At 74.8% G+C, this 25,953-nt stretch carries 20 protein-coding genes; 12 read left to right on the top strand and 8 right to left on the bottom strand.

Translation table 11 applies throughout. The annotated features are described in order from the left end of the window. The first annotated feature begins 15 nt into the window (after positions 1 to 15). The 11 genes from CXR04_RS02675 (at position 16) to CXR04_RS02625 (ending at position 13,984) form a co-directional block, all read left to right on the top strand. Entirely contained in the window at positions 16 to 558 is a 543-nt protein-coding gene (locus tag CXR04_RS02675; RefSeq protein ID WP_234380005.1) for a (2Fe-2S)-binding protein, read from the top strand. Next, on the top strand, positions 555 to 2,933 hold the full coding sequence (locus tag CXR04_RS02670) for a xanthine dehydrogenase family protein molybdopterin-binding subunit (protein ID WP_101420294.1): 2,379 nt from the start codon (positions 555 to 557) through the stop codon (positions 2,931 to 2,933). The genes CXR04_RS02675 and CXR04_RS02670 overlap by 4 nt, the downstream gene beginning before the upstream one ends. Further along, positions 2,930 to 3,799 carry an FAD binding domain-containing protein gene (locus tag CXR04_RS02665; protein WP_101420293.1) on the top strand — a complete coding sequence of 290 codons (870 nt, stop codon included), beginning with the start codon at positions 2,930 to 2,932 and terminating at the stop codon, positions 3,797 to 3,799. Before CXR04_RS02670 ends, CXR04_RS02665 begins: the two co-directional genes overlap by 4 nt. 45 nt (positions 3,800 to 3,844) lie before the next feature. Beyond that, on the top strand, positions 3,845 to 4,855 hold the full coding sequence (locus CXR04_RS02660; protein ID WP_101420292.1) for an AAA family ATPase: 1,011 nt from the start codon (positions 3,845 to 3,847) through the stop codon (positions 4,853 to 4,855). 68 nt (positions 4,856 to 4,923) lie between these two features. After that, on the top strand, positions 4,924 to 6,111 hold the full coding sequence (locus tag CXR04_RS02655) for a vWA domain-containing protein (protein ID WP_234380004.1): 1,188 nt from the start codon (positions 4,924 to 4,926) through the stop codon (positions 6,109 to 6,111). A 28-nt stretch (positions 6,112 to 6,139) separates the two neighbouring features. Further along, entirely contained in the window at positions 6,140 to 6,844 is a 705-nt protein-coding gene (locus CXR04_RS02650) for an SRPBCC family protein (protein WP_101420290.1), read from the top strand. A 136-nt stretch (positions 6,845 to 6,980) separates the two neighbouring features. Beyond that, positions 6,981 to 8,234 carry an ROK family transcriptional regulator gene (locus tag CXR04_RS02645; protein ID WP_234380003.1) on the top strand — a complete coding sequence of 418 codons (1,254 nt, stop codon included), beginning with the start codon at positions 6,981 to 6,983 and terminating at the stop codon, positions 8,232 to 8,234. 56 nt (positions 8,235 to 8,290) lie between these two features. Further along, positions 8,291 to 8,884, top strand: coding sequence for a 3'-5' exonuclease (locus tag CXR04_RS02640; RefSeq protein WP_101420289.1), 594 nt, complete (start codon positions 8,291 to 8,293; stop codon positions 8,882 to 8,884). Positions 8,885 to 8,938: 54 nt separating this feature from the next. After that, positions 8,939 to 9,871, top strand: a complete 933-nt coding sequence (locus CXR04_RS02635) for a dihydrodipicolinate synthase family protein (protein WP_101420288.1) — start codon at positions 8,939 to 8,941, stop codon at positions 9,869 to 9,871. 99 nt (positions 9,872 to 9,970) lie between these two features. Next, complete coding sequence (locus CXR04_RS02630) at positions 9,971 to 13,021, top strand: family 16 glycoside hydrolase (protein ID WP_101420287.1); 3,051 nt, start codon at positions 9,971 to 9,973, stop codon at positions 13,019 to 13,021. Between the two features lie 186 nt (positions 13,022 to 13,207). Beyond that, entirely contained in the window at positions 13,208 to 13,984 is a 777-nt protein-coding gene (locus tag CXR04_RS02625) for a YqeB family protein (RefSeq protein ID WP_234380002.1), read from the top strand. A 62-nt stretch (positions 13,985 to 14,046) separates the two neighbouring features. Here CXR04_RS02625 and CXR04_RS02620 read toward each other — a convergent pair whose 3' ends face one another. From CXR04_RS02620 to CXR04_RS02585, 8 genes are all read right to left on the bottom strand, one after another. Continuing rightward, positions 14,047 to 16,740 (bottom strand): FAD/NAD(P)-binding protein, encoded by a 2,694-nt coding sequence (locus CXR04_RS02620; protein WP_101420285.1) that lies wholly within the window; start codon positions 16,738 to 16,740, stop codon positions 14,047 to 14,049. 533 nt (positions 16,741 to 17,273) lie between these two features. Beyond that, on the bottom strand, positions 17,274 to 18,197 hold the full coding sequence (locus CXR04_RS02615; protein WP_101420284.1) for an LLM class flavin-dependent oxidoreductase: 924 nt from the start codon (positions 18,195 to 18,197) through the stop codon (positions 17,274 to 17,276). A 68-nt stretch (positions 18,198 to 18,265) separates the two neighbouring features. Beyond that, on the bottom strand, positions 18,266 to 18,799 hold the full coding sequence (locus CXR04_RS02610; RefSeq protein ID WP_101420283.1) for a winged helix-turn-helix domain-containing protein: 534 nt from the start codon (positions 18,797 to 18,799) through the stop codon (positions 18,266 to 18,268). Positions 18,800 to 18,838: 39 nt separating this feature from the next. After that, positions 18,839 to 20,245 carry a sulfatase family protein gene (locus tag CXR04_RS02605; protein WP_101420282.1) on the bottom strand — a complete coding sequence of 469 codons (1,407 nt, stop codon included), beginning with the start codon at positions 20,243 to 20,245 and terminating at the stop codon, positions 18,839 to 18,841. Between the two features lie 312 nt (positions 20,246 to 20,557). Beyond that, positions 20,558 to 21,097: a carboxymuconolactone decarboxylase family protein gene (locus CXR04_RS02600; RefSeq protein WP_101420281.1), complete on the bottom strand. Its 540-nt coding sequence runs from the start codon at positions 21,095 to 21,097 to the stop codon at positions 20,558 to 20,560. Further along, positions 21,094 to 22,023 carry an SDR family oxidoreductase gene (locus CXR04_RS02595; RefSeq protein WP_101420280.1) on the bottom strand — a complete coding sequence of 310 codons (930 nt, stop codon included), beginning with the start codon at positions 22,021 to 22,023 and terminating at the stop codon, positions 21,094 to 21,096. The genes CXR04_RS02600 and CXR04_RS02595 overlap by 4 nt, the downstream gene beginning before the upstream one ends. A 97-nt stretch (positions 22,024 to 22,120) precedes the next feature. Then, positions 22,121 to 23,254, bottom strand: a complete 1,134-nt coding sequence (locus tag CXR04_RS02590) for a PQQ-dependent sugar dehydrogenase (protein ID WP_199850381.1) — start codon at positions 23,252 to 23,254, stop codon at positions 22,121 to 22,123. A 219-nt stretch (positions 23,255 to 23,473) separates the two neighbouring features. After that, positions 23,474 to 24,508 (bottom strand): LacI family DNA-binding transcriptional regulator, encoded by a 1,035-nt coding sequence (locus CXR04_RS02585; protein WP_101420278.1) that lies wholly within the window; start codon positions 24,506 to 24,508, stop codon positions 23,474 to 23,476. Positions 24,509 to 24,649: 141 nt separating this feature from the next. Between CXR04_RS02585 and CXR04_RS02580 the strand changes: the two genes are divergently transcribed. Next, on the top strand, positions 24,650 to 25,951 hold the full coding sequence (locus tag CXR04_RS02580; protein ID WP_101420277.1) for an extracellular solute-binding protein: 1,302 nt from the start codon (positions 24,650 to 24,652) through the stop codon (positions 25,949 to 25,951). Positions 25,952 to 25,953 lie beyond the last annotated feature (2 nt).

Raw genomic sequence — 25,953 nt, 5'->3', positions numbered from 1 at the left:
TTCCGGGGAGGGCACATGAGCCGCATCTCGGTCACAGTCGACGGCACGACCTACGAGGACGACGTGGAGCCGCGCCTGCTCCTCGTGCACTACCTGCGCGACCGCCTGGGCCTGACCGGCACACCCGTCGGCTGCGACACCGGCAACTGCGGTGCCTGCACGGTCGACGTGGCGGGCGCGAGCGTCAAATCCTGTTCCATGCTGGCCGTTCAGGCGGACGGGGCGGAGGTGACGACGATCCAGGGGCTCGCCGAGGACGGCCGGTGGCACCCGCTCCAGCGCGCCTTCCACGAGGAGCACGGGCTGCAGTGCGGCTACTGCACGCCCGGGATGATCCTCGCCGCCCGCGACCTGCTGCGCGCCAACCCGCACCCGACCGCCGAGGAGGTCAGGCAAGGACTGGAGGGCAACCTCTGCCGCTGCACCGGCTACCAGAACATCGTGCGCGCGGTCCTCGCCGCGGCCGAAGCAGGAGCAGGGGCCGGAGCAGGAGCAGGGGCCGGAGCAGGAGCAGGGACCGACGCCGGAGCCGGCGACCGCGGGGAGGCCGCGATATGACCACCGCAGAGCAGGCGGCCCCGGCCATCGGCCGCTCCCACCCGCGCAAGGAGGACGCCCGTCTGGTCACCGGCCGGACGAGCTGGACCGACAACATCACCCTGCCCGGCATGCTCCACATGGCGGTGCTGCGCAGCCCGATGGCGCACGCCCGCATCGACCGCCTCGACCTCACCGCGGTCCGCGAACGCCCCGGCGTCGTCGCCGCGTTCGGCGCCTCGGACCTCGACGGCGAGCTGGGCTCCCTGCCCTGCGCCTGGCCGGTCACCGAGGACATCGTCCACCCCGACCACCCGCCGCTGGCCGGCGATGAGGTGCGCCACGCCGGCGACCCCGTCGCCGTCGTCGTCGCCCGCGACCGCTACGCCGCCGCCGACGCGCTGGAGGCCGTCGAGGTCGACTACACCCCGCTGCCGCCCGTGCTCGACATGGAGGCCGCGCTCGCCGACGGCGCCCCGCTCGTGCACGCGGACAAGGGCACCAACCGCTGCTTCGACTGGCCGCTGGCGAGCGGGGACTACGCCGCCGCCAGGGCCCGCGCCGACGTCGTCGTCACCCGCCGCTACGTACAGCAGCGCCTCATCCCCAACGCCATGGAGCCCCGCGCCGTCGTCGCCGCCCCCGCGGCCACCGGCGCCGACGAGTACACCCTGTACTCCGCCACCCAGATCCCGCACATCCTGCGCCTCATGCTCGCCGTCGTCACCGGCATCCCCGAGCAGAAGATCCGCGTCATTGCCCCCGACGTCGGCGGCGGGTTCGGCTCCAAGCTCCAGGTGTACGCGGAGGAGGCCCTGGCGCTCGTCGTCGCCAAACGGCTCGGCCGTCCGGTGAAGTGGACCGAGTCCCGCTCCGAGGGCTACCTCGCCACCCACCACGGCCGCGACCAGATCCAGGACGTCGAGGTCGCCGCGACCCGCGACGGCCGGCTGCTGGGCATGAAGGTCGACCTGCTGGCCGACATGGGCGCGTACCTCATGCTCGTCACCCCCGGCATCCCCATCCTCGGCGCCTTCATGTACCCGGGGATCTACAAGATGGACGCCTACGCCTTCCACTGCACCGGCGTCTTCACCACCAAGACCCCCACCGACGCCTACCGCGGCGCCGGCCGCCCCGAGGCCACGTACGCCGTCGAGCGCGTCATGGACGAACTCGCCGCCGAACTCGGCATCGACCCCGTCGAGCTGCGCCGGCGCAACTGGATCGGGCACGGCGAGTTCCCGTACACCTCGGTCGCGGGCCTCACCTACGACAGCGGCAACTACGAGGCCGCCACCGACAAGGCCCTCGCCCACTTCGGCTACGCCGCCCTCCGCGCCGAGCAGCGCGAGCGGCACGCACGCGGCGACACCGTGCGGCTCGGCATCGGCGTCTCCACGTACACCGAGATGTGCGGCCTGGCGCCCAGCCGCGTGCTGCGCGACCTGCGGTACGCGGCCGGCGGCTGGGAGGCGGCGAGCATCCGCATGCTGCCCACCGGCAAGGTCGAGGTGATCACCGGCACCAGCCCGCACGGCCAGGGGCACGCCACCACCTGGAGCCAGATCGCCGCCGACGTGCTCGGCGTGCCCGTCGAGGACGTCGACGTGCTCCACGGCGACACGCGCATCGCGCCGCAGGGCATGGACACGTACGGCTCGCGCTCGCTCGTCGTCGGCGGCGTCGCCGTGCACGAGGCGGCGGTGAAGGTCGTCGGCAAGGCGCGCCGGGTCGCGGCCCACCTGATGGAGGCGAGCGAGGAGGACCTGGAGTTCACGGCGGGCACGTTCGCCGTCCGCGGCTCACCGGAGGCGGCGAAGACGATCCAGGAGGTCGCCTTCGCGACCTTCACCGGCCACGACCTGCCCGACGGCATGGAGCCGACCATCAACGCGGGACACGTCGTGGAGCCGGACAACTTCTCGTATCCGCACGGCACCCACCTCTGCGCGGTCGAGGTGGACACGGAGACCGGGGCGGTCCGCATCCGCTCGTACGTCGCCGTGGACGACGTCGGCAAGGTCGTCAACCCGCTGATCGTGGAGGGCCAGGTGCACGGCGGCCTCGCACAGGGCATCGCGCAGGCGCTGTACGAGGAGGCCGTCTACGACGACGACGGCAACCTCGTCTCCGGCACCTTCGCCGACTACCACGTGCCCGCCGCCCCCGACCTGCCCGACTTCGTCACCGACCGCACCGAGACGCCCGCCACGTCCAACCCGCTGGGCGTCAAGGGCGTCGGCGAGGCCGGCACGATCGCCTCCACCCCGGCGGTCGTCGGCGCGGTCGTCGACGCGCTGCGCCCGCTGGGCGTCACCGACGTGCGGATGCCCTGCTCGCCGGAGCGCGTCTGGCGGGCGATCCAGGACGCGCAGAAGGGGGACCCGGCATGATTCCCGCGGCATTCGACTACGTACGCCCCGAGTCGGTCGGCGCCGCCGTGAGCGCCCTCGCCGACGCGGAGGCCGCCGGGCGCGAGGCGAAGGTGCTCGCCGGCGGGCAGAGCCTGCTGCCGCTGCTGCGGATGCGCCTCGCCTTCCCCGACCTCGTCGTGGACGCCGGCCGGATCCCGGGGCTCCGCGGCGTACGCGACGACGGCGACGCGCTGGTGATCGGCGCGCTGACGACCCACCACGAGGTGCTCGCAGAACCGCTGGTACGCCGCCACGCCGGGCTCCTCGCCGCGGCCACCGCCACCGTCGCCGACCCGGCGGTGCGGCACCGCGGCACCCTCGGCGGCTCGCTGGCCCACGCCGACCCCGCGGCCGACCTGCCGGCGGTGGCGCTCGCGCTGGACGCCGAGCTGACCGCGGTGGGACCCGCGGGGCGGCGGACGGTCCCGGCGCGGGAGTTCTTCACCGACTACCTGACCACGGCGCTGGCGCCGGGCGAACTGCTGGCCGAGATCCGGGTGCCGAAGTACGACGGCTGGGGCTTCCGCTACGAGAAGTTCAGCCGGGCGGCGCAGGCGTGGGCCCTCGTCGGGGTGGCCGCCGCGGTGCGGCACGGCGGCGGGCGGATCGCCGAGGCCCGGATCGGGCTGACGAGCATGGGCCCGACGCCGGTGCGGGCGGCGGCCGTCGAGGCGGCGCTCGCCGGGGCCGACACGACGGAGGAGTCGGTCGCCCAGGCGGCGTCGGCCGCGGCGGATGGCACGCGTCCGGCGGCGGACCTGTCGGGTTCCGCCGCGTACCGCGCGCATCTCGCCCGGGTGCTCACCCGCAGGGCGGTGCTCGCCGCGGCGGCCGGGCCGGCGTGACGGGCCGCCGGGACGGGACGGCCGGTGCCGGAGGAGGCGAGCGCGGTGGCGCGTGAGGAGCCGGCGGGGGAGCCGGAGAAGCGCGGGCCGCACGGCGGCGCCCGCGACGCGCGGGCGCCGGAGGCCGTGCGGCCCGCGCCGGGGACCGCACGGCCCGTACCCGCGAAGGGCGTGCGGCCCGCGTCCGTCGGGGAGTTGCGGGCCCGGCTGGAGGCGACGGGCTACCTCGCCGACGACGGCCTCGCCACCGCCTGCCACCTCGCCCTCACCCTGCACCGCCCGCTGTTCTGCGAGGGCGAGGCGGGCGCGGGCAAGACCGCGCTGGCCGCCGCCCTCAGCGAGGTCATGGGCGCGCCGCTGATCCGGCTCCAGTGCTACGAGGGCATCGACGCCTCCCAGGCCCTCTACGACTGGGACTTCCCGCGCCAGTTGCTGCACCTGCGGGCGGCGGAGGCGGCGGGCGTCACGGACGCGGGCCGCCTGGAGGACGAGCTGTACGGCGAGCGGTTCCTCGTCGCCCGCCCGCTGCTGCGCGCGCTGCGGACGAGCCCGAGCGTGCTGCTGATCGACGAGATCGACCGCGCGGACGACGAGTTCGAGGCGTTCCTGCTGGAGCTGCTGTCGGAGTACGCGGTGACGATCCCCGAGCTGGGCACGCTGCGGGCCGAGACCCCGCCCGTGGTCGTGCTCACCTCCAACCGCACCCGCGAGGTCCACGACGCGCTCAAACGGCGCTGCCTCTACCACTGGTTCGCGCACCCCGGCTACGCCCGCGAGCTGGCGATCGTCCGCAGCCGCCGCCCGCGGGTGGCGCGGCGGCTGGCCGAGCAGGTGACCGCGGCGGTGCAGCAGTTGCGCGGCTTGGACCTGGTCAAGCCGCCGGGGGTGGCGGAGACGATCGACTGGGCGGAGGCGCTGGCGGCGCTCGGCGCGACGGAGCTGGACGCCGACCTGGCGGTGGCCACGCTGGGCTCGGTGCTGAAGTACCGCGAGGACACCGAGCGGGCGGTGGCACTGGACCTGCGGGGGCTGCTGGCCGCGGCCCGGGGAAGCTGACCGCGGTGGGGGAGCGGGGAGAAGAGGGGGACGGCCGGGGTACGGGCCGGGGCGGGCGGGACGCGGGTGTGCCGGATTCCGGACGTACGGTCCCGGGCCCGGCCGCCGCCGCCAGGGGCCCGGCCGCGAACGGCGCCTGGGGCGACGGCGTCGCCGTGCTCGTCGGCTTCGCGCGGGCGCTGCGGGAGACGGGGGTGGCGGCCGACGGCGAGCGGGTGCAGGCGTTCCTCGGCGCCGTCGACGCGCTGGGCACCGGGCGGCGCGACGTGTACTGGGCCGGCCGGGTCACGCTCTGCGGCCGCGCGGAGGACCTGGCACCCTACGACCGCGCGTTCGCCGCGTACTTCGGGGGCCGCGCGGCGCCCCCGCGCCCGCCCCGTACCGCACCGCCGCCCCGCGTCCGCCGCCCCGCGCCCGCCGCCGCCGAGGCGCCCGGCGACGACGGCGACCGCACCGGTCCCGCGGCGCCCGCCGCCGCCCGCGCCGGCTCCGCCGAGGTGCTGCGGCACCGCGACATCGCCGGGCTCACCGCCGCGGAGCGGGCAGAACTGCACCGGCTGCGCACGGCGTTCGCGCTCCGCGGCGAGCACCGCCGCACCGCCCGCCGCCGCCCGGCCCGCCGCGGCGCCGTCGACCCGCGGCGTACCGTACGGGAACTGCTCCGCGGCGGCGGCGAACCGGCCGCGCTGCGCCGCCGCGCCCCGGTGCGGAAACCGCGCCGCGTCGTGCTGCTGCTCGACGTCAGCGGCTCCATGTCCCCGTACGCCGACGCCCTGCTGCGTTTTGCCCACGCCGCCCGCCACGGCCGCCCCGCCCCCGCCACCGAGGTCTTCACGCTCGGGACCCGGCTGACCCGCGTCACCCGGCAGTTGTCCCACCGGGGCCCGGACGCAGCGCTGGCCGCGGTCGGCACCGCCGTACCGGACTGGAGCGGCGGCACCCGGCTCGGCGAGACCCTGCGGGCGTTCCTCGACCGCTGGGGGCAGCGCGGCCTGGCCCGCGGCGCGGTCGTCGTGGTGCTCTCCGACGGCTGGGAGCGCGGCGACGTCACCCTGCTCGGCGCCCAGGCCCGCCGGCTGCACCGGCTGGCCCACCGGGTGGTGTGGGCCAACCCGCGCAAGGCGCGGCCCGGTTATGCGCCGCTCGCCGGCGGCATGGCCGCCGTGCTGCCGCATGTCGACGCCTTCGTGGCCGGGCACAGCCTGGCCGCGCTCGAACGGCTGGCGGCGGTGGTGCGGGGAGCGGCCGACGCATGACGACGAACCCGGCAACGAAGGGACCGCCATGGAGCTGCGGCACGAGTTCACCGTTCCCGTACCGGCCGACGAGGCGTGGCGGGCGCTGCTCGACATCGAGCGCATCGCGCCCTGCATGCCGGGGGCGTCGGTCGAGAGCTTCGACGGCGAGACGGTGCGGGGCTCGGTGAAGGTGAAGGTCGGCCCGATCACGCTCACTTACCGGGGCACGGCCTCTTTCCAGGAGAAGGACGAGGCGGGCCGGCGCATGGTGCTGACCGCGAACGGCAAGGAGGCGCGCGGCACGGGCACGGCGCGGGCCACGGTCACGGGGGAGCTGACCGAGACGGGCGACGGCACGCAGGTGTCGGTGGTGACGGATCTGGCGGTCACGGGCCGGCCCGCGCAGTTCGGGCGGGGGGTGCTGGCGGAGGTGGGCGACCGGCTGGTGGGGCGGTTCGCGGAGTGCCTGGCGGGGAAGCTGGCGGACGGCGGCGCGGAGGGGGCCACGGGCGCGGACGGGGCGGACGCCGGTGCCGGCGCCGTACGCGAACCCGCAGCCGGAGGCGAACCCGCGCCCGGAGCCGAGCCCGCCGCGCCTGCCGTCGGGACCGCCGCCCCCGGGACCGAGCCGCTGGACCTGGTCCGTACCGCCGGTGTCCCCGTCGCCAAGCGGGCCGCCGCCGGCGCCGCGGTCGCGGCGGCGGTCACCGCCGTCGCCCTGGCCGTACGCCGCGTACGCCGCCGCCGCTGAGCCCCCGCCCGGTCCTGCCCAACCCCGCCCCGCTCGGCGGTTGTCGGCTTCGCGTGGTACTTCTGTCTCCGGGGGACAGCGCGCCGCGCCAGGGCGGCGCGCGCGTACCGGCTGACGGGAAGGGAGCAGCGGGACGATGGCGGCGAACCCGGCGAGCGCGGGCCGCCTGCTGCGCCTCATCCGCAGCGGCGAGGCGCCCACCCGCGCCGAGCTGCAGCGGGCCACCGGGCTGTCCCGGTCCACCGTCGGGCTCCGCCTCGACCAGCTCTTCCGCGCCGGCTGGATCCGCGAGGTGGCCGGCACCTCCACCGGCGGCCGGCCCTCCGCCCGGCTGGAGTTCGACGACCGGCACGCCGTCGTCCTCGCCGCCGACCTGGAGACGCGGCACGGCCGCGCGGCCGTGCTCGACCTCGCGGGCAACTTACAGGCCGAGAAGACCGGCCCGCTGGTCATCGGCGACGGACCCGAGCCGGTGCTGGAGGAGGTGTGCCGCTGGTTCGGCCCGCTGCTGGCCGAGGCGGGCGAGAGCGCGGCGCGGGTCTGCGGCATCGGCCTCTCCGTGCCCGGTCCCGTGGACGTCACGGCCGGCCGGGTCGTGGAGCCGCCGATCATGCCGGGCTGGGACGGCTACCCCATCACCGGGCACCTGCGGCGTACGTTCGCCGCCCGGCTGGGCGGCGCCCCGGACGTCCCCGTGTTCGTGGACAACGACGCCAACCTCATGGCGTACGGAGAACAGCGCGCCGGCTTCCCCGGCTGCGCCGCCTTCCTGCTCGTCAAGGCGTCCACCGGCCTAGGCGCGGGCGTCGTCGTGGACGGCGGCGTCTACCGCGGCATCGACGGCGGCGCCGGCGACATCGGGCACATACGGCTGCACGACAGCCGGGAGGCGCTGTGCAGTTGCGGCTCGTACGGCTGCCTCGCCGCCGTCGCCAGCGGGCACGCGCTCGCCGCCCGGCTCGACGGCCTCGGCGTGCCCGCGACCTCCGGCTCCGACGTGCGCGACCTGCTGGCCGCCGGGCACCCGGAGGCGGTGCGGCTGGCCCGGGAGGCGGGGCAGCGGGTGGGCGAGGTGCTGGTCACGGTGGTCACGCTGCTCAACCCCGGGGTGCTGATGATCGCGGGGGAGCTGTCATCGGTGCCGTTCCTCACCGGCGTACGCGAGTTGCTGTACCGGCGCGCGATGCCGCGGACCACCGCGCATCTCGACGTCGTCACCGCCCGGCTCGGCGACCGCTCGGCGCTCGTCGGCGCCGCCGCCATGGTCGTCGACGACCTCTACGCCCCGGACCGCGCCGACGCCCGCCTCGCCGCCGCGGACGCCGCCGCCCCCGGAGCCGCGGCGCCCGCGGCCGAAGCGGACGACACGGCGGCACGCCACCCCGGTTGATCGTTCCGGGCGGCCGCGGCCGTACGCTGGCTGCCGCGCAACCGGAGGAGGGCCACGTGCCGTCAATCATCGTCTTCGACCTGGAGTTCACCACCTGGCCGGGGGCGCCGGAGCGGGACTGGTCGGCGCCGGGCGAGCTGCGGGAGATCGTGCAGATCGGAGCCCTGCGGCTGGACGCGGACTTCGCCGTGACGGACGAGTTCGAAACCCTGGTCCGGCCCGTCGTCAACCCGCGGCTGTCCCCGTACTTCAGCGAGCTGACCGGCATCGGCCAGGAGACCGTCGACCGCGAGGGCCGCGACCCCGCGGCGGCGCTCGGCGACTTCCTCGGCTTCTGCGCGGGCAGCTCGGTGCTCTCGTACGGCAACGACATGATCGTGCTCGGCGAGAACGTCGGCTGGGCCAGGGCCCGCGGCGAGCGGGTTGCGCACGGCTTCCTCGCCAACGGCTTCCTCAACGTGCGCCCCTGGCTCAACACCCTCGCCCCGCAGACCGCCTCGGTCAACTCCGGCAGGCTCTGGCAGGCCCTCGGCCTGTCCAGCCCCGCCGCGGGCGCCGAGCACTCGGCGCTCTTCGACTGCCACTCCATCGCCGCCGCCCTCCGCCACCTCCGCGCCGGGGGTGCCGCCCTCCCGGCCGGCTGGCTCTAGTGGCTTGTCCCCTCGGCCTCTTCCGGCCGCGCGCCGGGCTCGTACGCTCCAGGCATGACACCACTCAGAGCGAAGGACATCACCGGGGTCTGGGGAACGCTGCTGCTGCCCCTGGACGCCGGTGACGCGATCGACCGCGGCCGGCTGGCGGGGCAACTGGACGCGCTGCTGGACGCGGGCCTGCACGGGATCTACGCGCACGGCACGGCCGGCGAGTTCCACACCCTGACCGAGGACGAGTTCGACGGCATCAGCGAACTGCTCGCCGAGCGGTGCACCGCGGCGGGCCTGCCGTTCCAGATCGGCGCCTCCCACCCGGTGGCGCAGACCGCCCTCGCCCGGGTGCGCCGCGCCCGCGAACTGGCCCCCGGCGCACTGCAGGTGATCCTCCCGGACTGGCTGCCGCTCGCCGACGACGAGGCCGTCGCCTTCCTCGCCCGGATCGCCGAGGTCGCGGACCCGGTGCCGCTGGTGCTCTACAACCCGCCGCACGCCAAGACCCCGGTGTCACCCACGCTGCTCGGCCGGCTGCTGGACGAGGTGCCCGCGCTCGTCGGGCTGAAGACCGCGGGCGGCGACGACGACTGGTACGCCGCCGTCCGTCCGTACGCCGACCGCTGCTCCGTCTTCGTCCCCGGCCATCTGCTCGCCACCGGCATCGCCCGCGGCGCGCACGGCAGTTACTCCAACGTCGCCGCCCTCGCCCCGGCCGGCTCCGTCCGCTGGTACGAGACGATGCACACCGACCCGGCCGCCGCCCGGGACGTCCAGCGCCGGCTGGCCGAGCTGTTCCGCCGGCACATCGCGCCGCTCCAGGCCCGCGGCCTGTCGAATCCGGCGCTGGACAAGTTCCTCGCCGCCGTGGGCGGTTGGGCCGACACGGGGGTACGCACCCGCTGGCCGGCCACCCCCGCGCCCGAGGAGGCCGTGCTCCCCGCCCGCCGCGACGCCCACGACCTGGTCCCGGAACTTTTTTCTCTCGGATGACAAAGTATGGACAGGCCCGGACGAAGTCTTTAGGCTCAGCGCCGCACCCGCCCGGAATCCGAAGGTTCTTCCCGCCCCCTTTCGCGTCTGGAGGAACGAATGTCCGCACGGCTGTACCACCGGGTCCGCAGACGGATGACCACGGTGCTCGCGGCGGTCTTCCTCGTCGGCGGGGTCTGGGCCGCACCCGCCGGCGCCGATCCCGCACCTGATCCGGCACCCGGTGCCGAACGGGCCCCCGGCCCGCAGAACCAGCCCTTCGCCGAACTCCCCCCGCAGGAGCCAGGCGTGACGCTGCGCACGTACGACGTGCAGGTCCCGCTCGACGAGATCTGCACGCTCAAGCCCGCGCAGACCCCGAACGTCGACAAGCTCATGCCGCAGATCGACTTCTCGACCGCCGGGGACTTCGGTTTCGAGGACAACTTCGTCTCGCACACCATCGCCAACATCAACGTGCCCCAGAACGGCACGTACACCTTCCGCCTCACCAGCGACGACGGCTCTCGGCTGCTCATCGACAACCAGGTCGTCATCGACCACGACGGGCTGCACGGCACCGATCCCCCCAAGGACGGCACCGTCGAGCTGACCGCCGGCTACCACTCGCTCTTCATCGAGCACTTCGAGCGCGGCGGCGGCCAGCAGGTCACCCTGGCCTGGCAGCCTCCGGGCGCCGGTGGCTTCACCACCGTGCCGAACTCGGTGCTCAGCACCGACGTCGGCGTCGTCCGCGTCACCGCGCCGGGCCGCAAGGAGTGCGAGGGCTACACCGACTCGCCCGGCGACGGTCTGCCGCTGAACAGCGTCCACCCGGACTTCAAGCTGACCGACCTGCGCCCCGACGGCTTCGAGCCGCAGGTCACCGCGATGGACTGGCTGCCGGACGACCGGCTCGCGGTGACCACCTGGGGCGGCACCGACAACGTCACCGGCGAGGTGTACCTCCTCGACAACGTCACCGGCGACACCTCGCCGGAGAAGGTGACGGTGAAGAAGGTCGCCGAGGGCCTGAAGGAGCCGCAGGGCATCAAGTACGTCGACGGCGACCTCTACGTCTCGCAGAAGCACGAGCTGACGCGGCTGAAGGACAACGACGGCGACGAGGTCACCGACGCGTACGAGACCGTCGCCACCTGGCCGTTCAGCGACAACTTCCACGAGTTCGCCTTCGGCCTGCTCTACAGGGACGGGTTCTTCTACCTGAACCTCTCCGTCGCCATCAACTACGGCGGCGCCACCACCGACCCGCAGCCCTCCGAGAACCGCGGCACGACCATCAAGGTCAACCGCAAGACGGGCAAGGTCAGTTACGTGGCCGGCGGTCTGCGCACCCCCAACGGCATCGGCTGGGGGCCGCAGGACGACATGTTCGTCCTCGACAACCAGGGCGGCTGGCTGCCGTCGTCGAAGCTCCTGCACATCAAGCAGGACCGCTTCTTCAACCACTACACCAACCCCGACGGGCCGTTCGACGACCAGCCCGTCACCCAGCCCGTGCTCTGGCTGCCGCAGAACGAGATAGCCAACTCGCCCAGCACGCCGCTGTACATGGACAAGGGCACGTTCGCGGGCCAGCTCCTCTTCGGCGACGTCACCTACGGCGGCATCCAGCGGGCCGACCTGCAGAAGGTCAAGGGTGAGTACCAGGGCGCGGTCTTCCGCATGACCCAGGGCCTGGAGGCCGGCGTCAACCGCATCAGCATGGGCCCCGACGGCGCGATCTACGCCGGCGGCCTGGGCGCGGGCGGCAACTGGGGCCAGCCGGGCAAGCTGAAGCACGGCCTGCAGAAGCTGACGCCCGGCGGGAACGAGGCGTTCGACATCGTCTCCATGGACGCCACCGAGACCGGCTTCGAGATGAGCTACACCAAGCCGCTGTCGCAGGAGACCGCCGACGCGCTCGCCGAGAGCTACTCGGTCACCCAGTGGCGCTACGTCCCCACCCCCGAGTACGGCGGGCCCAAGGTGGACGAGGAGGTGCTGCCGGTGACCTCCGCGAAGCTGTCGGACGACCGCAAGAAGGTCACCCTGCAGATCCCCGGCCTGAAGCCCGGCCACGTGGTGCACGTGCGCTCCCCGCGCCCGTTCACCGCCGAGGGCGGCCAGGAGCTCTGGAGCACCGAGGCGTGGTACACGCTGAACAACATCCCCGGTGACGAGGAGCGCGTGCCCACCGCGTACGAGGCCGAGGAAGGCCGGCTCGACGGCGGCGCGGAACTCGCCGACGAACACGCCGGCCACTCCGGCCGCGGCTTCGTCGCCGGCTACGGCACCAAGGGCGCCTCCACCACGTTCGACGTCACGACCGCGAAGGGAGGCACCTACGACGTCGGACTGCGCTACTCCAACGGCCCGAACCCCTTCACCGGCACCAAGACGGTCAGCATGTACGTCAACGGCACCAAGGTGAAGCAGGCGCAGCTCGCGTCCACCGGCACCTGGAAGGAGTGGACGACCAAGACCGAGAAGGTCTCGCTGCGCGCGGGCAGGAACACCATCCGCTACGTCAACGAGGGCGACGACACCGGGCACGTCAACCTCGACATGATCAGCGTCCACCGCAGCGGCGAGCCCGTCACGCTCTTCGACGGCGCGGACCGCTCCGCCTTCCAGCACGTGGACGGCAGGACGCCGGAGTGGCCGCTGCTCGACGGCGAGGCCATGGAGGTCTGCTGCGGCGACATCCGCACCAAGAAGGCGTACGAGGACTTCAAGCTGCACGTGGAGTTCTGGCTGCCCGAACTGCCGCCGGACGTCACCGGGCAGAACCGCGCCAACAGCGGCGTGTACCTCCAGGAGCGGTACGAGGTCCAGATCCTCGACTCGTACGGCAAGGACCCGCTGGCGAACGACGACGCCGCCGCCATCTACAAGAAGAAGGCGGCCGACGTGAACGCGGCGAAGCCGCCGGGGACCTGGCAGACGTACGACATCACCTTCCGCGCCGCCCGCTTCGACGCGGACGGCAAGAAGACCGAGGACGCACGTATCTCGGTGGTGTGGAACGGCGTCAAGGTCCAGGACGACGTCGCCGTCGACGGCCCCACCGGGGCCGGGAAACCGGAGACGCCGGTCGCCGGCGCCATCCGGCTCCAGGACCACGGCAACGCGGTCCGCTACCGCAACATCACCGTCCAGCCCCTGTGATTCGGCGGTGAGCCCAGCCGGCCCCGGAGCCCCACGGCTCCGGGGCCGGTTCTCTTACGGCACCCCCGCCCGCGGGGAAGCGACCAAAGTCGTACCCGCCGCCGCGCTCCGCAGACCTTCGGCCGATCCGCCGCCCCGCCCCGCGTCCGTAGCGTCGCCGGGGACCGGCAGGAAGGACGACCGACGATGGATTCCGGAGCACCCGCGATGTCCCGTGACGACCGCGACGGCGGCGAACCCGACGGCGATCCCGACGGCGACCGCCTCGCCAAGCGCGCCGCCGCCACCGTGGGCCCGGGCCTGCTGTACCGCCTGCTGCTGCTCGCCGGTCTGCCGGCGCTCGGCCTCTTCCTCGGCTGGCTCGTCCCGCGCGTCGCGGACGAGGTCGCGGGGCTGAAGTGGGCGCCGATGAAGGGGCCGTTCGAGCTGGTGGCCTCCTTCGACGACGGCTGGACCGCGGTCGCGGGCCCCGTCGTGGGGCTGGTGCTGGGGCTGGCCGGCGGGCTCCTCGTGTACGTGCTGGCGATGCGCGTGACCTTCGAGGACGACACCGTACGGATCGACAAGGACGGCGAGTCCCGCATCCTGGCCCGCGCCGAGGTCGCCGCCGCCTTCCTTGACAAGGACCGGCTGGTGATCCTCGACGCCGCCTCCCGCCAACTGCTGCGCAGGCCCACCGACCTGGAGCCCGCCGACCTCGCCCGCGGCTTCACCGCGCACGGCTACCGGTGGCTGCACGAGGACCCGTACGCCGGCTGCTACCACCGCTGGGTCCGCGACTCCGCGGAGCTGTCCGCGGCGGCCAACGCCGTGCTGAAGGCCCGGGAGCACGCGCTCACGAAGAAGAACGCCACCGACGCGGAGGAACTGCGCGAGGAGGTGCAGCGCCTCGGCCACGTGGTGCGCGAGGAGGGCACCCGCCAGTACTGGCGCCCCCTGCGGCCCGAGGCCGCGGAAGACTGAGCGCGCCCGTACGCCGCCGCCCGTGGGACGGTGCCGTACGGGCCGGCCGTGCCGTACGGACGTCAGTCGAGCCCGGGCAGCGCCGCGAGGCGGCGGTGGTCGGCGGGGGAGTCACGGCGGTCCAGCCGGGTCTCCAGCAGCCGTCTGGCCGCCTCGCACCGGCCGCCCGACACCAGCGCGAACAGCAGCGTCTCCTCCACCACTTCGCGCTGCGCCGCGCTGCCGCCGACCTTGCGCAGCACCGGCCGGATCGACTCCAGCCGCGCCACCGCGTCCGGCCAGCGCTCCTCCAGCACCGCCTCCAGCGCCTCGCAGAGGGGGGCCACGACCTCGCGCTGCACCGGGTCCGCGCCCGCCGCGTGCGTACGCAGCCGGCGCAGCGCCGCCAGGTCGCCCGCGGCGGTCAGCGCCACCGCGCCGTGCATCGCGGTGAACGGCGTCGCCGGCCGCTCCACGACCTCCCGCTCGACCGCCGCCAGCACGCCCTCCACGGGCTGCTCGCCGGTCCAGCACCCCGACATCCGGGCCCGCCACAGCAGCGACCCCGAGTCCACCAGCGCCCGCACCCCGTTCACCCGGCCCGGCGCCAACTGGGCGAACCAGCGCCGCCGTACCGCGTCCGGGTCGTCCAGTGCCAGCTCGTGCAGGGCGACGTGCCAGGAGAAGTGCGCCCGGTGCGTGGCACCGCGGCCCTGGTCGCCGATCCAGCCGTCCAGCCAGTCCCGCCCGCGCTCGTGGGCCCCGGTCTCGTAGTGCACGTGGGCGAGCGCGTGCACGGCGTGGCCCGCGGCCGGCTCCACGGCCAGCGCCCGGCGGGCCAGCTCCCCGGCCTCGTCGAAGCGGCCGTCGTCCTGGCGCATGAAGGCCAGCAGCGAGGTGTGGAACCAGTGCCCCTCGTACGCGGACGTGGTGCGCTCCACCAGCCGGCGGGCCATCGCGCCGTCCAGGTCGGTGACGCCGGAGAACGCGATGGTCGGCACGGCGACGCTCAGCGCCAGGGCGTCGCCCGGGTACGCGGCCAGGTGCCGGGTCAGCGCCTCGTCGCCGCCGGAGCCGGCGATCCGGCGGGTGACGACCTCCACGAAGGCCCGCTCGCGCTCGTCCGCGCGCTCGCGCGCCGCGCGCTGCGCGTCGGCCAGCGCCCGCGGCACGTCGACGTCCGCGCCGCACTCGTGCCCGACGAGCGCGAGCGCGGCGTGCCCCAGCGCAAAGCCCGGGTCCAGCTCCACGGCGCGGGCGAGCGCGGTCTCGGCGCCCGCGCGGACCTTCAGCAGCCGCTCCAGGCCCGTGCGGTACGCGGCGGCGGCAGCGGCGTGCGTGGAGACGGGCAGGCCGTTGATGTCGGTGGGCCGGCGCCGGCCCCGTACCGGCTCGCGCAGCGGCTCCAGCACGGCGGCGGCGACCTCGGCGGCCTGGACCCGGATCTCCGGCACGGCGGTGGTCTCCCACAGCTCGCCGCGGCGGGCGGCGCCGAGGGTGAACAGCGGCGGGGGAGCGGCGGCGGGGGAGCCGGCCCGTATCGCCGGGGCACGGCCCGGGCGCAGCCGGCCGCCGTCGGTGGCCACCCCGATGCCCAGCGGGCCCGGCATGGCCGTGCCGTCCGCGAGCAGCCCCCGCCACAGCGGGTCGGCGCACTCCTCGACGCGCAGCCCGGGCCCCGTGCAGTCGACCACCCAGCCGACGTGCAGCGTCCGGCCGCCGCTCAGGGTGACGGCCAGGCCGCCGCCGGGAACCTCGGCGACGTCCCGCACCTGCCCGGTGTGCAGCCGCAGCCGCCGCGCGGCCAGGGCCCGCTGCACGGACTCCGCGGTGGCCGGGGGCATGCGGTGCCGGTGGACGTTCCAGCGGGAGGCGTCGCGGGCCAGGAAGTCGGCCCGGTCGTCGTCGGAGAGCCGGGCCCACATCGCCTGCGTCAGCGGGCGCAGCCCGTCCACGGCGGGGCGCCAGTCGCCGTGGGCGCGGACGGCGGCGGCCACGTGGCGGCGTACGGCGGCGCGCAGTTGCGCCAGCGGCAGGCCGGGCAGGCCGGGGTCCGCCTGGAGGGGCGGCAGCGCGGTCAGGGCGTGCGGGCGGGGCAGTTCGCCGCCGCGGGAGACGGCATGCACGCGGCGGCCGGACCGCTCCAGGCTCAGCGCCATGTCCACGGCCGTCAGGCCGGTGCCGACGAGCAGCACGTCGGCGGCGGCGTGGGCGTCCCCGGCGAGCGGGTCGAGGGCGCCGGGCGCCCAGGGGTCGGGGACGAAGCGGTCGCTGGCACGCAGGACCGCCGGAGCCCAGCCGCGGGGGCCGGGCGTGGGTCCGGTGGCGATGACGACGCTGTCGGCCCGCTGGGTGCGACCGTCGGCGAGGCGCAGGGCGGCGCGCCCGCCGGCGGTCCACGTACAGCCCGTCGCCTTCGTCCGCAGCCGGCTCACCGCGACGGTGCCGTGGGCCCGGATGACGGCCTGGCCGAGGGAGTCGGCGAGATAGGCGCCGAAGCGGTGCCGGGAGACGAAGTCGCAGGCGGAGGCGTCCGGCTCGCCGTGGGCGCGGAGCCAGCGCACGAAGTGCGTGGGGTCGTCCGGGTAGCAGCTCATGCCGCCGGCCGGGACGTTCAGCCGGTGCCGCGGGTCGGGGGTGGCGTACGCGATGCCGCGGCCCGCCTCCGGCGCCGGGTCGATCAGCACCAGCTCCAGCGGCGTGCTGCGCCGGATCGCGGTCTCGCAGAGCTGCATCGCGGTCAGGGCCCCCGCGGCGCCCGCGCCGACGACGGCCACGACGTGGCGGGTGGGACCAGCGGCGGGGGGAGAAGAAGGCGCGGCCACGGTACCTCCAGCTAAGCCGGGAACGGACTCGTCCATGATCTCGCGTCCCGGGGACCGGTCCACCCCCGGGCACCTGTTGACGCGACGAGGCTACTGCTTCCATAATTCCTAGCACACCGATGGGAATACTAGGAATCGGTCGGAGACGGTGAGCGGACTGCGGAGACGCGGAGCCGCGCCGGGCTCCATACAGACGGGCAGGGCCCTTCGCTAACCCGGAGGAGTGCGAAGGGCCCTGCTCCCCTGCTCCCGGCTCCCGTCGGCCGCCGCCGGCGCGCCCGCCCGGGTGCGCGGAAGCGCGTGTACGTGACCGGCGTACGCCCCCTCAGGACGCCCCGGCCGGTGCCAGCACCGCCGGCGGGGGCCCTGGAGGCGCACGGCAACGGCCCCGTACGGCTCGCTGAGCCATACGGGGCCGCTGCGTTGCCGGCGCCCCGGTCCTCCCGCGGGGGCCGGCGGTCGGGCGGGCCGCGGCCGGCCGGCGGTCAGGCGGTCGGTGCCAGGTGCTCGCGGAGCGTCCGCCCGCGGTAGCCGGAGCGGAACACCCCGCGCTCGCGCAGCTTCGGCACCAGCCCGTACACGACCGCGAGCAGATCGGTGGCCGCGTGCGCCGGCAGCAGGTGGAATCCGTCGGCCACCCCCTCCGCGTGCCACTCCGCCAGCAGCCCGGCCAGTTCGGCAGGCGGCCCGGCGAAGTGCAGCGTCTCCGCCCGCGGCCGCAGCCCGCGCCCGCCGCCCCGGCCGAGGTCGACCCCGAGGCGCAGCAGCACCCGCAGGGCGTGCGGATCGCGGCCCGCGGCCGCCGCCTGGTGCTTGAGCGCCGCGCGGCACACCTGGGCGGCGGCGGGGTGCTCGGCGTCCAGGAGCACCACGTCGGCGTGCCGGGCGGCCTGCAGCCAGCGCCGGTCGGGACCGTGCACGTCGAGCACCACCGCCACCGGCGGCCGGTGCGGCCGGCGCAGCCGGGCGGCGGACAGGGGCCGGCGGGCGGCGGGGTGCCGGCCGGCCCCGGCGGCGTACGTGCCGCGGCCGTGCGGCTGCGTGCCGAACGGGCCCTCGCCGGGCAGCGCGGTCCGTACCAGCCAGCCGGCCCTGCCGTCGACGGCGATACGCGCCGCCGCGGACGTCAGCGGCGCGAACCGCCCCGCGGGCAGCGCCGTGACGGCCGGGACGAGCCCGATGCGGCTGGTGGCGCCGGCCGCCCGGGCGAGCACGGCCAGTACGTCGAGCCGCCCGGGACCGCCCGCGCCGTCGAGCGTGACGAAGTCGAGACCGCCCTGCTCGGCCAGGTGCACCAGCCGGGTCCAGCGCGCGTACGGCGGCGGGGGTTGCGCCCCGCCCGCCCCGGCGGGGCGGTGGTCGGGGGTCGCGTCGTCGAGGGCTGCGGAGAGGTGGAGCTGGGCGGCCATGGGGAGCTCGCCTTTCGGGATCGGGGGAACCGGGATGGGGGCGAGGTGGGGGGCGAGGTGGGGGCGCGTCAGGGCTCGATCGGCTCGTACTTGTAGCCCATGCGCCGGACCGTCACGATCCGGTGCCGGTGCGCCGCGCCGAGCTTGCGGCGCAGCCGCGCGACGTGGACGTCGACCGTGCGGCCGTCGCCGACGTGGCTGTAGCCCCAGACGGTGGTCACCAGCGCCTCGCGCGAGTGCACCCGCCGCGGGTGGGCGACGAGATGGGCGAGCAACTCGAACTCCAGGAACGTCAGGTCCATCGGCTGCCCGTCCACCTCGGCCACCCGCCGCTCCACGTCGATGCGTACGGGCCCGCCGCCGGGCGGCGCGTCCGGCGGTCCCGCGCTCTGCGGCGCCCGCTGCAGCGGCGCGGCGTCGGCGCCCTCGGCCAGCAGGTCCGCGGGATCGAGGCCGGGCGGCACCAGCACGACGTAGCCGAGGAGCGGCTTGCCGTCGGCGGTGCGCTCGCCGTGCCGCACGGGCTCGCGCACCAGGCGCAGATGGCGTACGGCGCCCGCGGCTTCGCCCCCGGCTGCCGGGGCGGGGAGTGAGTGGGTCATCGGTCGGTCTCCTTCTGGTGGTCGGAGCGGGACGGGCGGTCAGCCGGCGGCCGGCGCGGGGTACGGCAGCAGACCGGCGTCGGTCCTCTCCCACGCGGTGCGCAGCCGGGCCAGCAACTCGGGTCGTACGGACGCCTTGTCGGCCCGCTCGCGCGGGTCGTGGGCGAGGTCGAAGAGGCGGTCCGCGCCGTCCTTGCCGCGGTGGTACTTCCAGTCGCCGCGGCGCAGCGCCCGCTCGCCGCGCACCCGCCAGAACAGGTCCCGCTCCGGCGGGTCCTCGCCGCGCAGCAGGTAGCCGGCGAGGCTGCGGCCGTCCAGCGGGTGGGAGGCGGCCGGGCGGGCGCCGCCCAGCTCCAGCAGCGTGGCGGTCCAGTCGGGGGAGTACAGGGGTACGTGGCTGACCTGGCCGCCGTCGAGGCGCGCGGGCCAGCGGGCGATCTGCGGTATGCGTATCCCGCCCTCCTGCAGCGACGCCTTCTCGCCGGACAGCGGCCACTGGTGGGACCAGCGCTCGCCGCCGTTGTCGCTGGCGAAGACGACCAGGGTGTCCCGCTCCTGGCCGCTCGCGCGCAGCGCGGCGAGCACCTGGCCGACGGAGCGGTCGAGGTCCTCGACCATCTCGCGGTACTTCTCCAGCGAGCCGCCGTCCGCGTGCCACAGGGCGCGGCGGTCGCCGGCCTTGATGCGGCGGACGATCTCGGCGCTCTCCGCCTCGTCGCCGTCGGCGATCCAGGGCCAGTGCGGGGTCGTGAAGTTGAGGTTGAGCAGCCAGGGCTGCCGGTCGCGGGTGCGCAGGTGCCGGACCGCGCGCTCGGTGAGCACCCTGGTGTAGTAGCGCAGGTCGCGGTACTCGACCTCGCCCTCGTACAGGTCGTACTCGCCGCCGGAGCCGAGCTTGGAGTAGTACTCCAGGGCGCCGCCGAAGTTGCCGAAGAAGCTGTCCCAGCCGGAGCGCGTGGGGCTGTAGTCCGGCAGGTAGCCGCAGTGCCACTTGCCGATGAGCGCCGTGGCGTACCCCGCGTCGCGCAGCAGCGACGCCAGCGTCGGGTGCCCGGGCTCCAGGCCCGCCGACCTGTCGGCGATCGGCTCGGCGAGCCCGCCTTCCGTACGGCCGGGGTGCCGGCCCGTGTAGAGCGAGAAGCGGGTCGGGGAGCAGGTCGCGGAGCCCGAGTACGCCTGGGTGAACCGCACGCCCTGGCGGGCGAGCCGGTCCAGGTGCGGGGTGCGGATGTGCGGCGAGCCGTAGCTGGAGAGGTCGGCCCAGCCGAGGTCGTCGGCGAGGACGAAGAGGATGTTGGGCCGCCGCGCCGTGCGGTCGGCGGCGGCGCGGAAGGGGGTTTCCGAGTTCTGGGCGGCGGCGGGCGAGGCGGCGGTGCCGAGGGCGGCCGCGGTCGCGGCGGAGCCCAGCAGTCCGCCGAAGGCGCGGCGGGACGGCGAGGAGGACATGGGTCTCCCGAGGACGGAGGGCAGGGGGAGCCGGCCCACCGGCGCGCGGACGGCGACGGCCGCGGCGCGGGCGGGGCAGGGGTACGGAGGAAGTCGTCCGGCGGCTAGCCGTGACGGCAGACCGCGCTGGCCACGTGACAGAAGTCGACGTGCCTGCGGCGGAAGAGAAGCGCCCGCGTCGAGGACATGCCCACCATCCTGCGTACCGCGCTGGCCTGCGTCAATGGTTTTCCTAGAAAATTGGTAGGAAAACTGTGGAACGGCTGAATGCCGACCCCCTGCCGGGGGTACGGGAGGATTGCGGCCGGCCCGCTAGCGGGCCCGGTCCGGCGCCAGCCGCAGCGCGGCGATGGTCGTGGCGAGCATCTCGTAGTGCCCGGCGAGCAGCAGCAGTTCGATGGTCCCCTGCTCGTCCAGGTGGGTGCGCAGCCGCCGCCAGAGGGCGTCGTCCAGGTCCCGGTCGTGGTGCAGCGCGTCGACGGCGGCGAGCAGCGCGCCCTCCCGCTCCGTCCACCCGTCCGCCCCGGGTCCTGCCTCGACCCTGGCGACGTCGGCGGGGGTCAGCCCGGCCCGGCGGCCGAGCCTGCGGTGGTGCTCGAACTCGTACGCGCAGCCGCACAGATGCGCCACCCGCAGGATCACCAGCTCCGTCTCCCGGCGCGGCAGCGTGCCGCGGGGCATCAGCCGGCCGGCGAACCGCAGCCAGCCGCGGAACAGCCGGCGGTGCCGGCCGAGGACGAGGAAGAGCGCGGGCGGCCGGGTGCCGGCGACGCGGCCCGCCGCACGGCTGAGCAGCCAGGTGGCCGCGCCGACGTCGCGGCGCCCGCCGGGGGCGATGCGCGGCGCGCTCACCGCGCGCCCCCGTCCTTCCGCGGCACCGCGTCGCTTACGGGCGCCGTCGGTTCGGGCGGGGCGAGGACCGCGCGGCGCAGCAGCCGGTGGGTGGCGGAGTTCATCGCCCGCATCGCCAGCGCGTACAGCGGCGGCGCCGCGCGCTGCAGCCCGTGCGCGGCCCGTACCCGCCCGGAGGTGTGCACCAGGTAGCGGTTGCGTGCCACGCCCTTGAGGATCATCCCGGCGACCGCCTCCGGCGACTCCGCCTGCCTGCGGAAACCCGCCTGGAGCCGCTTGAACGCCTTGCTCTCCTTGTCCACGCCGACGATCTCCACGGTCTCGGTCAGCGGCGTGTCCACCGCGCCCGGGCAGACCAGGCTGACGCCGATGCCGTGCCGGCGCAGGTCGAAGCGGAGCACCTCGGAGACGCCGCGCAGCCCGAACTTGCCCGCGCTGTACGCCGCGTGCCACGGCAGGCCGAGCAGGCCCGCCGCGGAGGAGACGTTGACCAGGTGCCCGCCGCGGCCGCCCGCGATCATCGGCGGCACGAACGCCTCGATGACGTGCACCGGGCCCATCAGATTGACCTCGACCATGGCGCGCCAGTGCCGGTGCTCCAGATGTTCCACCGTGCCCCACGCCGAGATCCCGGCGATGTTCATCACCACGTCCATCGGCCCGTCCGCCGCGGTGTGCACGTCGTCGGCCACGGCCCGTACGGCGTCGAGGTCGGCGATGTCGGCGGCGCCCGCGTAGCGCACGGTCCCGCCCCGGGCGCGTATCCGCACGGCGGTGGCGTCGAGGCGGTCCCCGTCCAGGTCGGTGAGGAACAGCTCCGCGCCGCGGTCCGCGGCCAGCGCGGCGGTGGCGCGGCCGATGCCGCCCGCCGCCCCGGTGACGAAGATCCGCCGTCCCGTCAGGTCACTGAGCCCCGGTCGCTTCATCTACCGCACGGTAACGTCCCGCGCCCGCGACCGGAATGGGGCGTGCGGCCACCGGTGCCCGCGGGCCGCGCTGCGGCGGCCCGCGGGGTCGCCGCTGCTACGCGGCCGGGTCCAGCCGCTGGATCGGCCCGCCGAGGTCCAGCACGTACAGCTCCCCGTCGCCGCCCTGGACGAAGGAGATCACCTCGCCGCCGCTGACGCCGAGGTCGCTCTCGCCGGTGACCTCGCCGTTCTCGACTTCGAGCGCGCGGACGGTGCCGTCGCAGTAGTCGCTGAACAGGTACTGGCCCGCCAGGTCCGGGATCGCCTCGCCGCGGTAGACGAAGCCGCCGGTGACCGAGCAGCCGAGCCCGTCGCGGCCGTACTCGTGCACCGGGGGCACGTGGTTCGCCGGCTCCTCGCCGTCGAAGACCTCCGAGCCCTCCATCCGGCCCCAGCCGTAGTTCTCGCCGCCGGGGCTGCCGGCCGGGGCGTAGTCGATCTCCTCGACCCGGTTCTGCCCGACGTCGCCGATCCACAGATCGCCGGTCTCGGCGTCGAAGGAGAACCGCCAGGGGTTGCGCAGCCCGTACGCCCAGATCTCGTCCCGTGCGTCCGCGTCGTCCACGAAGGGGTTGTCCTCGGGGATCGCGTACGGGTCGCCGCCGCCCGGGTCGATCCGCAGCAGCTTGCCGAGCAGGGTGTTCAGGTTCTGGCCGTAGTCGTGCGGGTCGCCGCCGGCGCCGCCGTCGCCGAGGGCGATGTACAGCATCCCGTCGGGGCCGAAGGCGATCTGGCCGCCGTTGTGGTTGGAGTAGGGCTGCTCCTGGGTGAGGACGGTGCGCCGCGAGCCCGGGTCGGGTTCGCCGTCGGCGACGGCGAACTCGTCGACGGTGCTGGTGCCCTCCCGGTCCGTGAAGGAGACGTAGAAGTGCGCGAACTCCGGGTCGAAGGCGATGCCGAGCAGGCCGCGCTCGCCGTCCGTCGTCGTGTCGTCCGAGATGTCCAGCACGGGCTCGCCGAGGCCGGAGTCGGTGAGGACGCGGACGGTGCCGGCGCGTTCGGCGATCCAGACCGAGTCGCCGGGGCCCGCGGTGCCGGCGCTCGGGTTCTTCGCCTCGGCCACGGGGGTCAGCTCGACCGCCGCCTGCCCGGCCTTCGCGGGCGGGTCCGCGCTGGCCGCGGACAGGGCGACGCCGGAGACGGCGAGGCAGAACCCGGCGGCGATCGCCGAGATGGTACGCACTCTCATGGTGACCCTCCTGGGGTGGGGTTGAGGGTGTGGGGGAACGGTGCGTGCGCTCGCACGGTCGGGGGCATGCCCCTGGTGCGCAGGAGGATAACCCGCGCGCCGTTCCCGTTGAATACCGCAACCTCGCCCCGGAGGAGGGGAGTTCCGGCCGCCGTCCGCCCCACCGGGCGGGTGCCGGGGAGCCGGACGGCGGTGCCGTACGCGGTGGAGGCCGGGCTCCTACGGGCCGGCCGGCGGCTCCGCGGGCGGCGCCGTGCTCTGCCGTACCACCAGCCGGGTGGCCAGCTCCATGCGCAGCGCCCCCTTGCCGGGCTCGCGCGGGCGCAGCAGCATCTGCGCCGCCTCCTCCGCCATCTGCCGCAGCGGCTGGTGGACGGTGGTGAGCGCGGGGCTGGACCACTGGGCCAGGGGCACGTCGTCGTAGCCGACGACGGACAGCTCGTCCGGCACGCTCAGCCCCTTCAGCCGGGCCGCCTCCAGCACCCCGAGCGCCTGGAGGTCGCTGCCGGCGAACACGGCGGTGGGCCGGCCGGGCCCGTCGAGCAGCTCCATGGCGTGGTCGAAGCCGCCCTGGACGTGGAAGTCGCCGAAGCGGACCTGCGCCGGGTCGACGTCGAGGCCGGCCATGGCCATCGCCGACCGGTAGCCGTCGAGCCGGGCGAGGGAGCACATCATGTCCTCGGGGCCGGTGATGATGGCGATCCGCCGGTGGCCGCGCTCGATGAGGTGGCGGGTGGCGGCCATGCCGCCGGACCAGTTGGCGGAGCCGACGGAGGGCACGTCGGGCTCGGGGTCGCCCGCCGGGTCGACGATGACGAACGGGATGGCGCGCGAGCGCAGTTGCTTCTTCACCCGGTCCGGCAGCGTGGAGAAGACCAGCACCACGCCCAGCGGGCGGCGCCGCAGGACGCCCTCGATCCAGTCGGGGTCCGGCGCGTGCCGCGTACCGCTCTCGGTGAGGACGACGCTCGCGTGGTTCTGCTTGGCGACGTTCTCCACGCCGCGGATCAGCTCCATCGCCCAGACGCTCTCCAGCTCGTGGAAGACCAGCTCGATGAGCGGCGCCTGCGGGGCGGCCTGGGCCCGGCGGCGGTAGCCGTGGGTCTCCAGCAGTTGCTCGACTTTCGTGCGCGTGGGCCGAGAGACATCGGACCGTCCGTTGAGAACTTTCGAAACCGTCGAGAGGGACACCCCGGCCTGAGTCGCCACCTCGGCCAGGGTCACACGGCCGTCCACGTCGTCGTCTTCACGCATGGTTCGAAGGATAAGGCACGGTCAGCGGTAACGGTTTGGTCGCGCGGCCGCGGGCCCGTTGACCGTCCGCGGTCGCTCGCCTACTGTCCAGCCCTACATCGACTTTCGGTGATCGGGACGAAATTTTCGAGAGGCATACGTATGAAGACTCGAAGGCGGCTGCCCCGCATAGTCGCCGGCGGCTGCGCGCTGGGGCTCGCGCTGACCCTGGCGGCCTGCGGCGACGACGGCGGATCGGGCTCCGGCGAGAACGAGTTCACCGTGCTCGTCTACGGCGACGCCACCAACAAGGTGGAGAAGAAGCTGGTCGAGGAGTTCAACAAGACGTCCGAGGTCAAGGCCCGCCTGGACACCATCCCGGGCGCCGACTACCAGCAGAAGCTGCAGACGATCATCAGCACCCCGCAGGCCCCCGACGTCTTCTTCCACTGGGGCGGGGGCAGCATCAGGCCGTTCGTCGACGCCGATCTCCTGCTCCCGCTGGACGACTTCATCAAGAAGGACCCGGGCCTGAAGGACAACTTCCTGCCCTCGGTCTTCGACGCCTCGGTGGTGGACGGCAAGGCGTACGGCGTCCCGATGCGCGGCACGCAGCCGGTGCTGCTCTTCCACAACAAGAAGGTGCTGGCCGACGCCGGCGTGGAGCCGCCCGAGACCTGGGACGACCTGCTGGCCGCGGTGGCGGGGCTGAAGGACGCGGGCGTCACCCCGATCGCGCTCGGCGGCGGCGACATGTGGCCCACTCAGATGTGGTTCCAGTACCTCTACGACCGCATCGCGGGGCCCGGGCTGTTCCAGCAGGCGCTGGACGGCGACAAGGAGGCGTGGGCGAGCGACGACAGCCGGCGGGCGCTCGGCATGATCCGCGAACTCGTCGACGCGGGCGCGTTCGGGGACACGTACGACTCGGTGAAGTTCACCAACAACGGCTCGCCGCAGCTCGTCGCCTCCGGCAAGGCCGGCTTCGAGCTGATGGGCTCCTGGTACTACTCCACCCAGCAGAGCCTGGACGAGGCGTTCGCCGCCGAGGACCTCGGCTACAGCGCCTTCCCGGCCGTCGACGGCGGCAAGGGCGACCCGGCGAACCTCGCCGGCAACACCAACAACTACTACTCGGTGATGAAGAAGGCCGAACACCCCGGGGCCATCGCGGAGTTCCTCAAGCTCATGTACTCCGACACGTTCGTGAAGGACCAGTTGTCCATCGGCAACCTGCCGACCACGACCAACACCCCGGACTTCCTCGACCAGGCGGCCAGCCCCGGGTATTCGGAGTACCAGTACGACCTGGTGGAGAAGGCGCCGCACTTCCAGCTCTCCTGGGACCAGGCGTATCCGCAGGCAGCCGCCACCGACATGCACAAGGCCGTCCAGCAGTTCTTCAACGGACAGCTCGACGAGGACGGCTTCGTCTCGGCCATGCAGGCCCTGCCGACCTCCTGACG

Source organism: Streptomyces sp. CMB-StM0423 (genome assembly GCF_002847285.1).
Classification (GTDB): Bacteria; Actinomycetota; Actinomycetes; order Streptomycetales; family Streptomycetaceae; genus Streptomyces.
This window is presented reverse-complemented; position numbering and strand designations above follow the sequence as displayed.

What these genes read in the sequence shown, in the direction of transcription:
- CXR04_RS02665 (WP_101420293.1), top strand. Translation starts at nt 2,930, where the DNA reads ATGATTCCCGCGGCATTCGACTACGTACGCCCCGAGTCGGTCGGCGCC.
- CXR04_RS02675 (WP_234380005.1), top strand. Translation starts at nt 16, where the DNA reads ATGAGCCGCATCTCGGTCACAGTCGACGGCACGACCTACGAGGACGAC.
- CXR04_RS02595 (WP_101420280.1), bottom strand. Translation starts at nt 22,023, where the DNA reads ATGAAGCGACCGGGGCTCAGTGACCTGACGGGACGGCGGATCTTCGTC.
- CXR04_RS02645 (WP_234380003.1), top strand. Translation starts at nt 6,981, where the DNA reads ATGGCGGCGAACCCGGCGAGCGCGGGCCGCCTGCTGCGCCTCATCCGC.
- CXR04_RS02625 (WP_234380002.1), top strand. Translation starts at nt 13,208, where the DNA reads ATGGATTCCGGAGCACCCGCGATGTCCCGTGACGACCGCGACGGCGGC.
- CXR04_RS02670 (WP_101420294.1), top strand. Translation starts at nt 555, where the DNA reads ATGACCACCGCAGAGCAGGCGGCCCCGGCCATCGGCCGCTCCCACCCG.
- CXR04_RS02580 (WP_101420277.1), top strand. Translation starts at nt 24,650, where the DNA reads ATGAAGACTCGAAGGCGGCTGCCCCGCATAGTCGCCGGCGGCTGCGCG.
- CXR04_RS02585 (WP_101420278.1), bottom strand. Translation starts at nt 24,508, where the DNA reads ATGCGTGAAGACGACGACGTGGACGGCCGTGTGACCCTGGCCGAGGTG.
- CXR04_RS02610 (WP_101420283.1), bottom strand. Translation starts at nt 18,799, where the DNA reads ATGACCCACTCACTCCCCGCCCCGGCAGCCGGGGGCGAAGCCGCGGGC.
- CXR04_RS02605 (WP_101420282.1), bottom strand. Translation starts at nt 20,245, where the DNA reads ATGTCCTCCTCGCCGTCCCGCCGCGCCTTCGGCGGACTGCTGGGCTCC.
- CXR04_RS02650 (WP_101420290.1), top strand. Translation starts at nt 6,140, where the DNA reads ATGGAGCTGCGGCACGAGTTCACCGTTCCCGTACCGGCCGACGAGGCG.
- CXR04_RS02590 (WP_199850381.1), bottom strand. Translation starts at nt 23,254, where the DNA reads ATGAGAGTGCGTACCATCTCGGCGATCGCCGCCGGGTTCTGCCTCGCC.
- CXR04_RS02635 (WP_101420288.1), top strand. Translation starts at nt 8,939, where the DNA reads ATGACACCACTCAGAGCGAAGGACATCACCGGGGTCTGGGGAACGCTG.
- CXR04_RS02615 (WP_101420284.1), bottom strand. Translation starts at nt 18,197, where the DNA reads ATGGCCGCCCAGCTCCACCTCTCCGCAGCCCTCGACGACGCGACCCCC.
- CXR04_RS02630 (WP_101420287.1), top strand. Translation starts at nt 9,971, where the DNA reads ATGTCCGCACGGCTGTACCACCGGGTCCGCAGACGGATGACCACGGTG.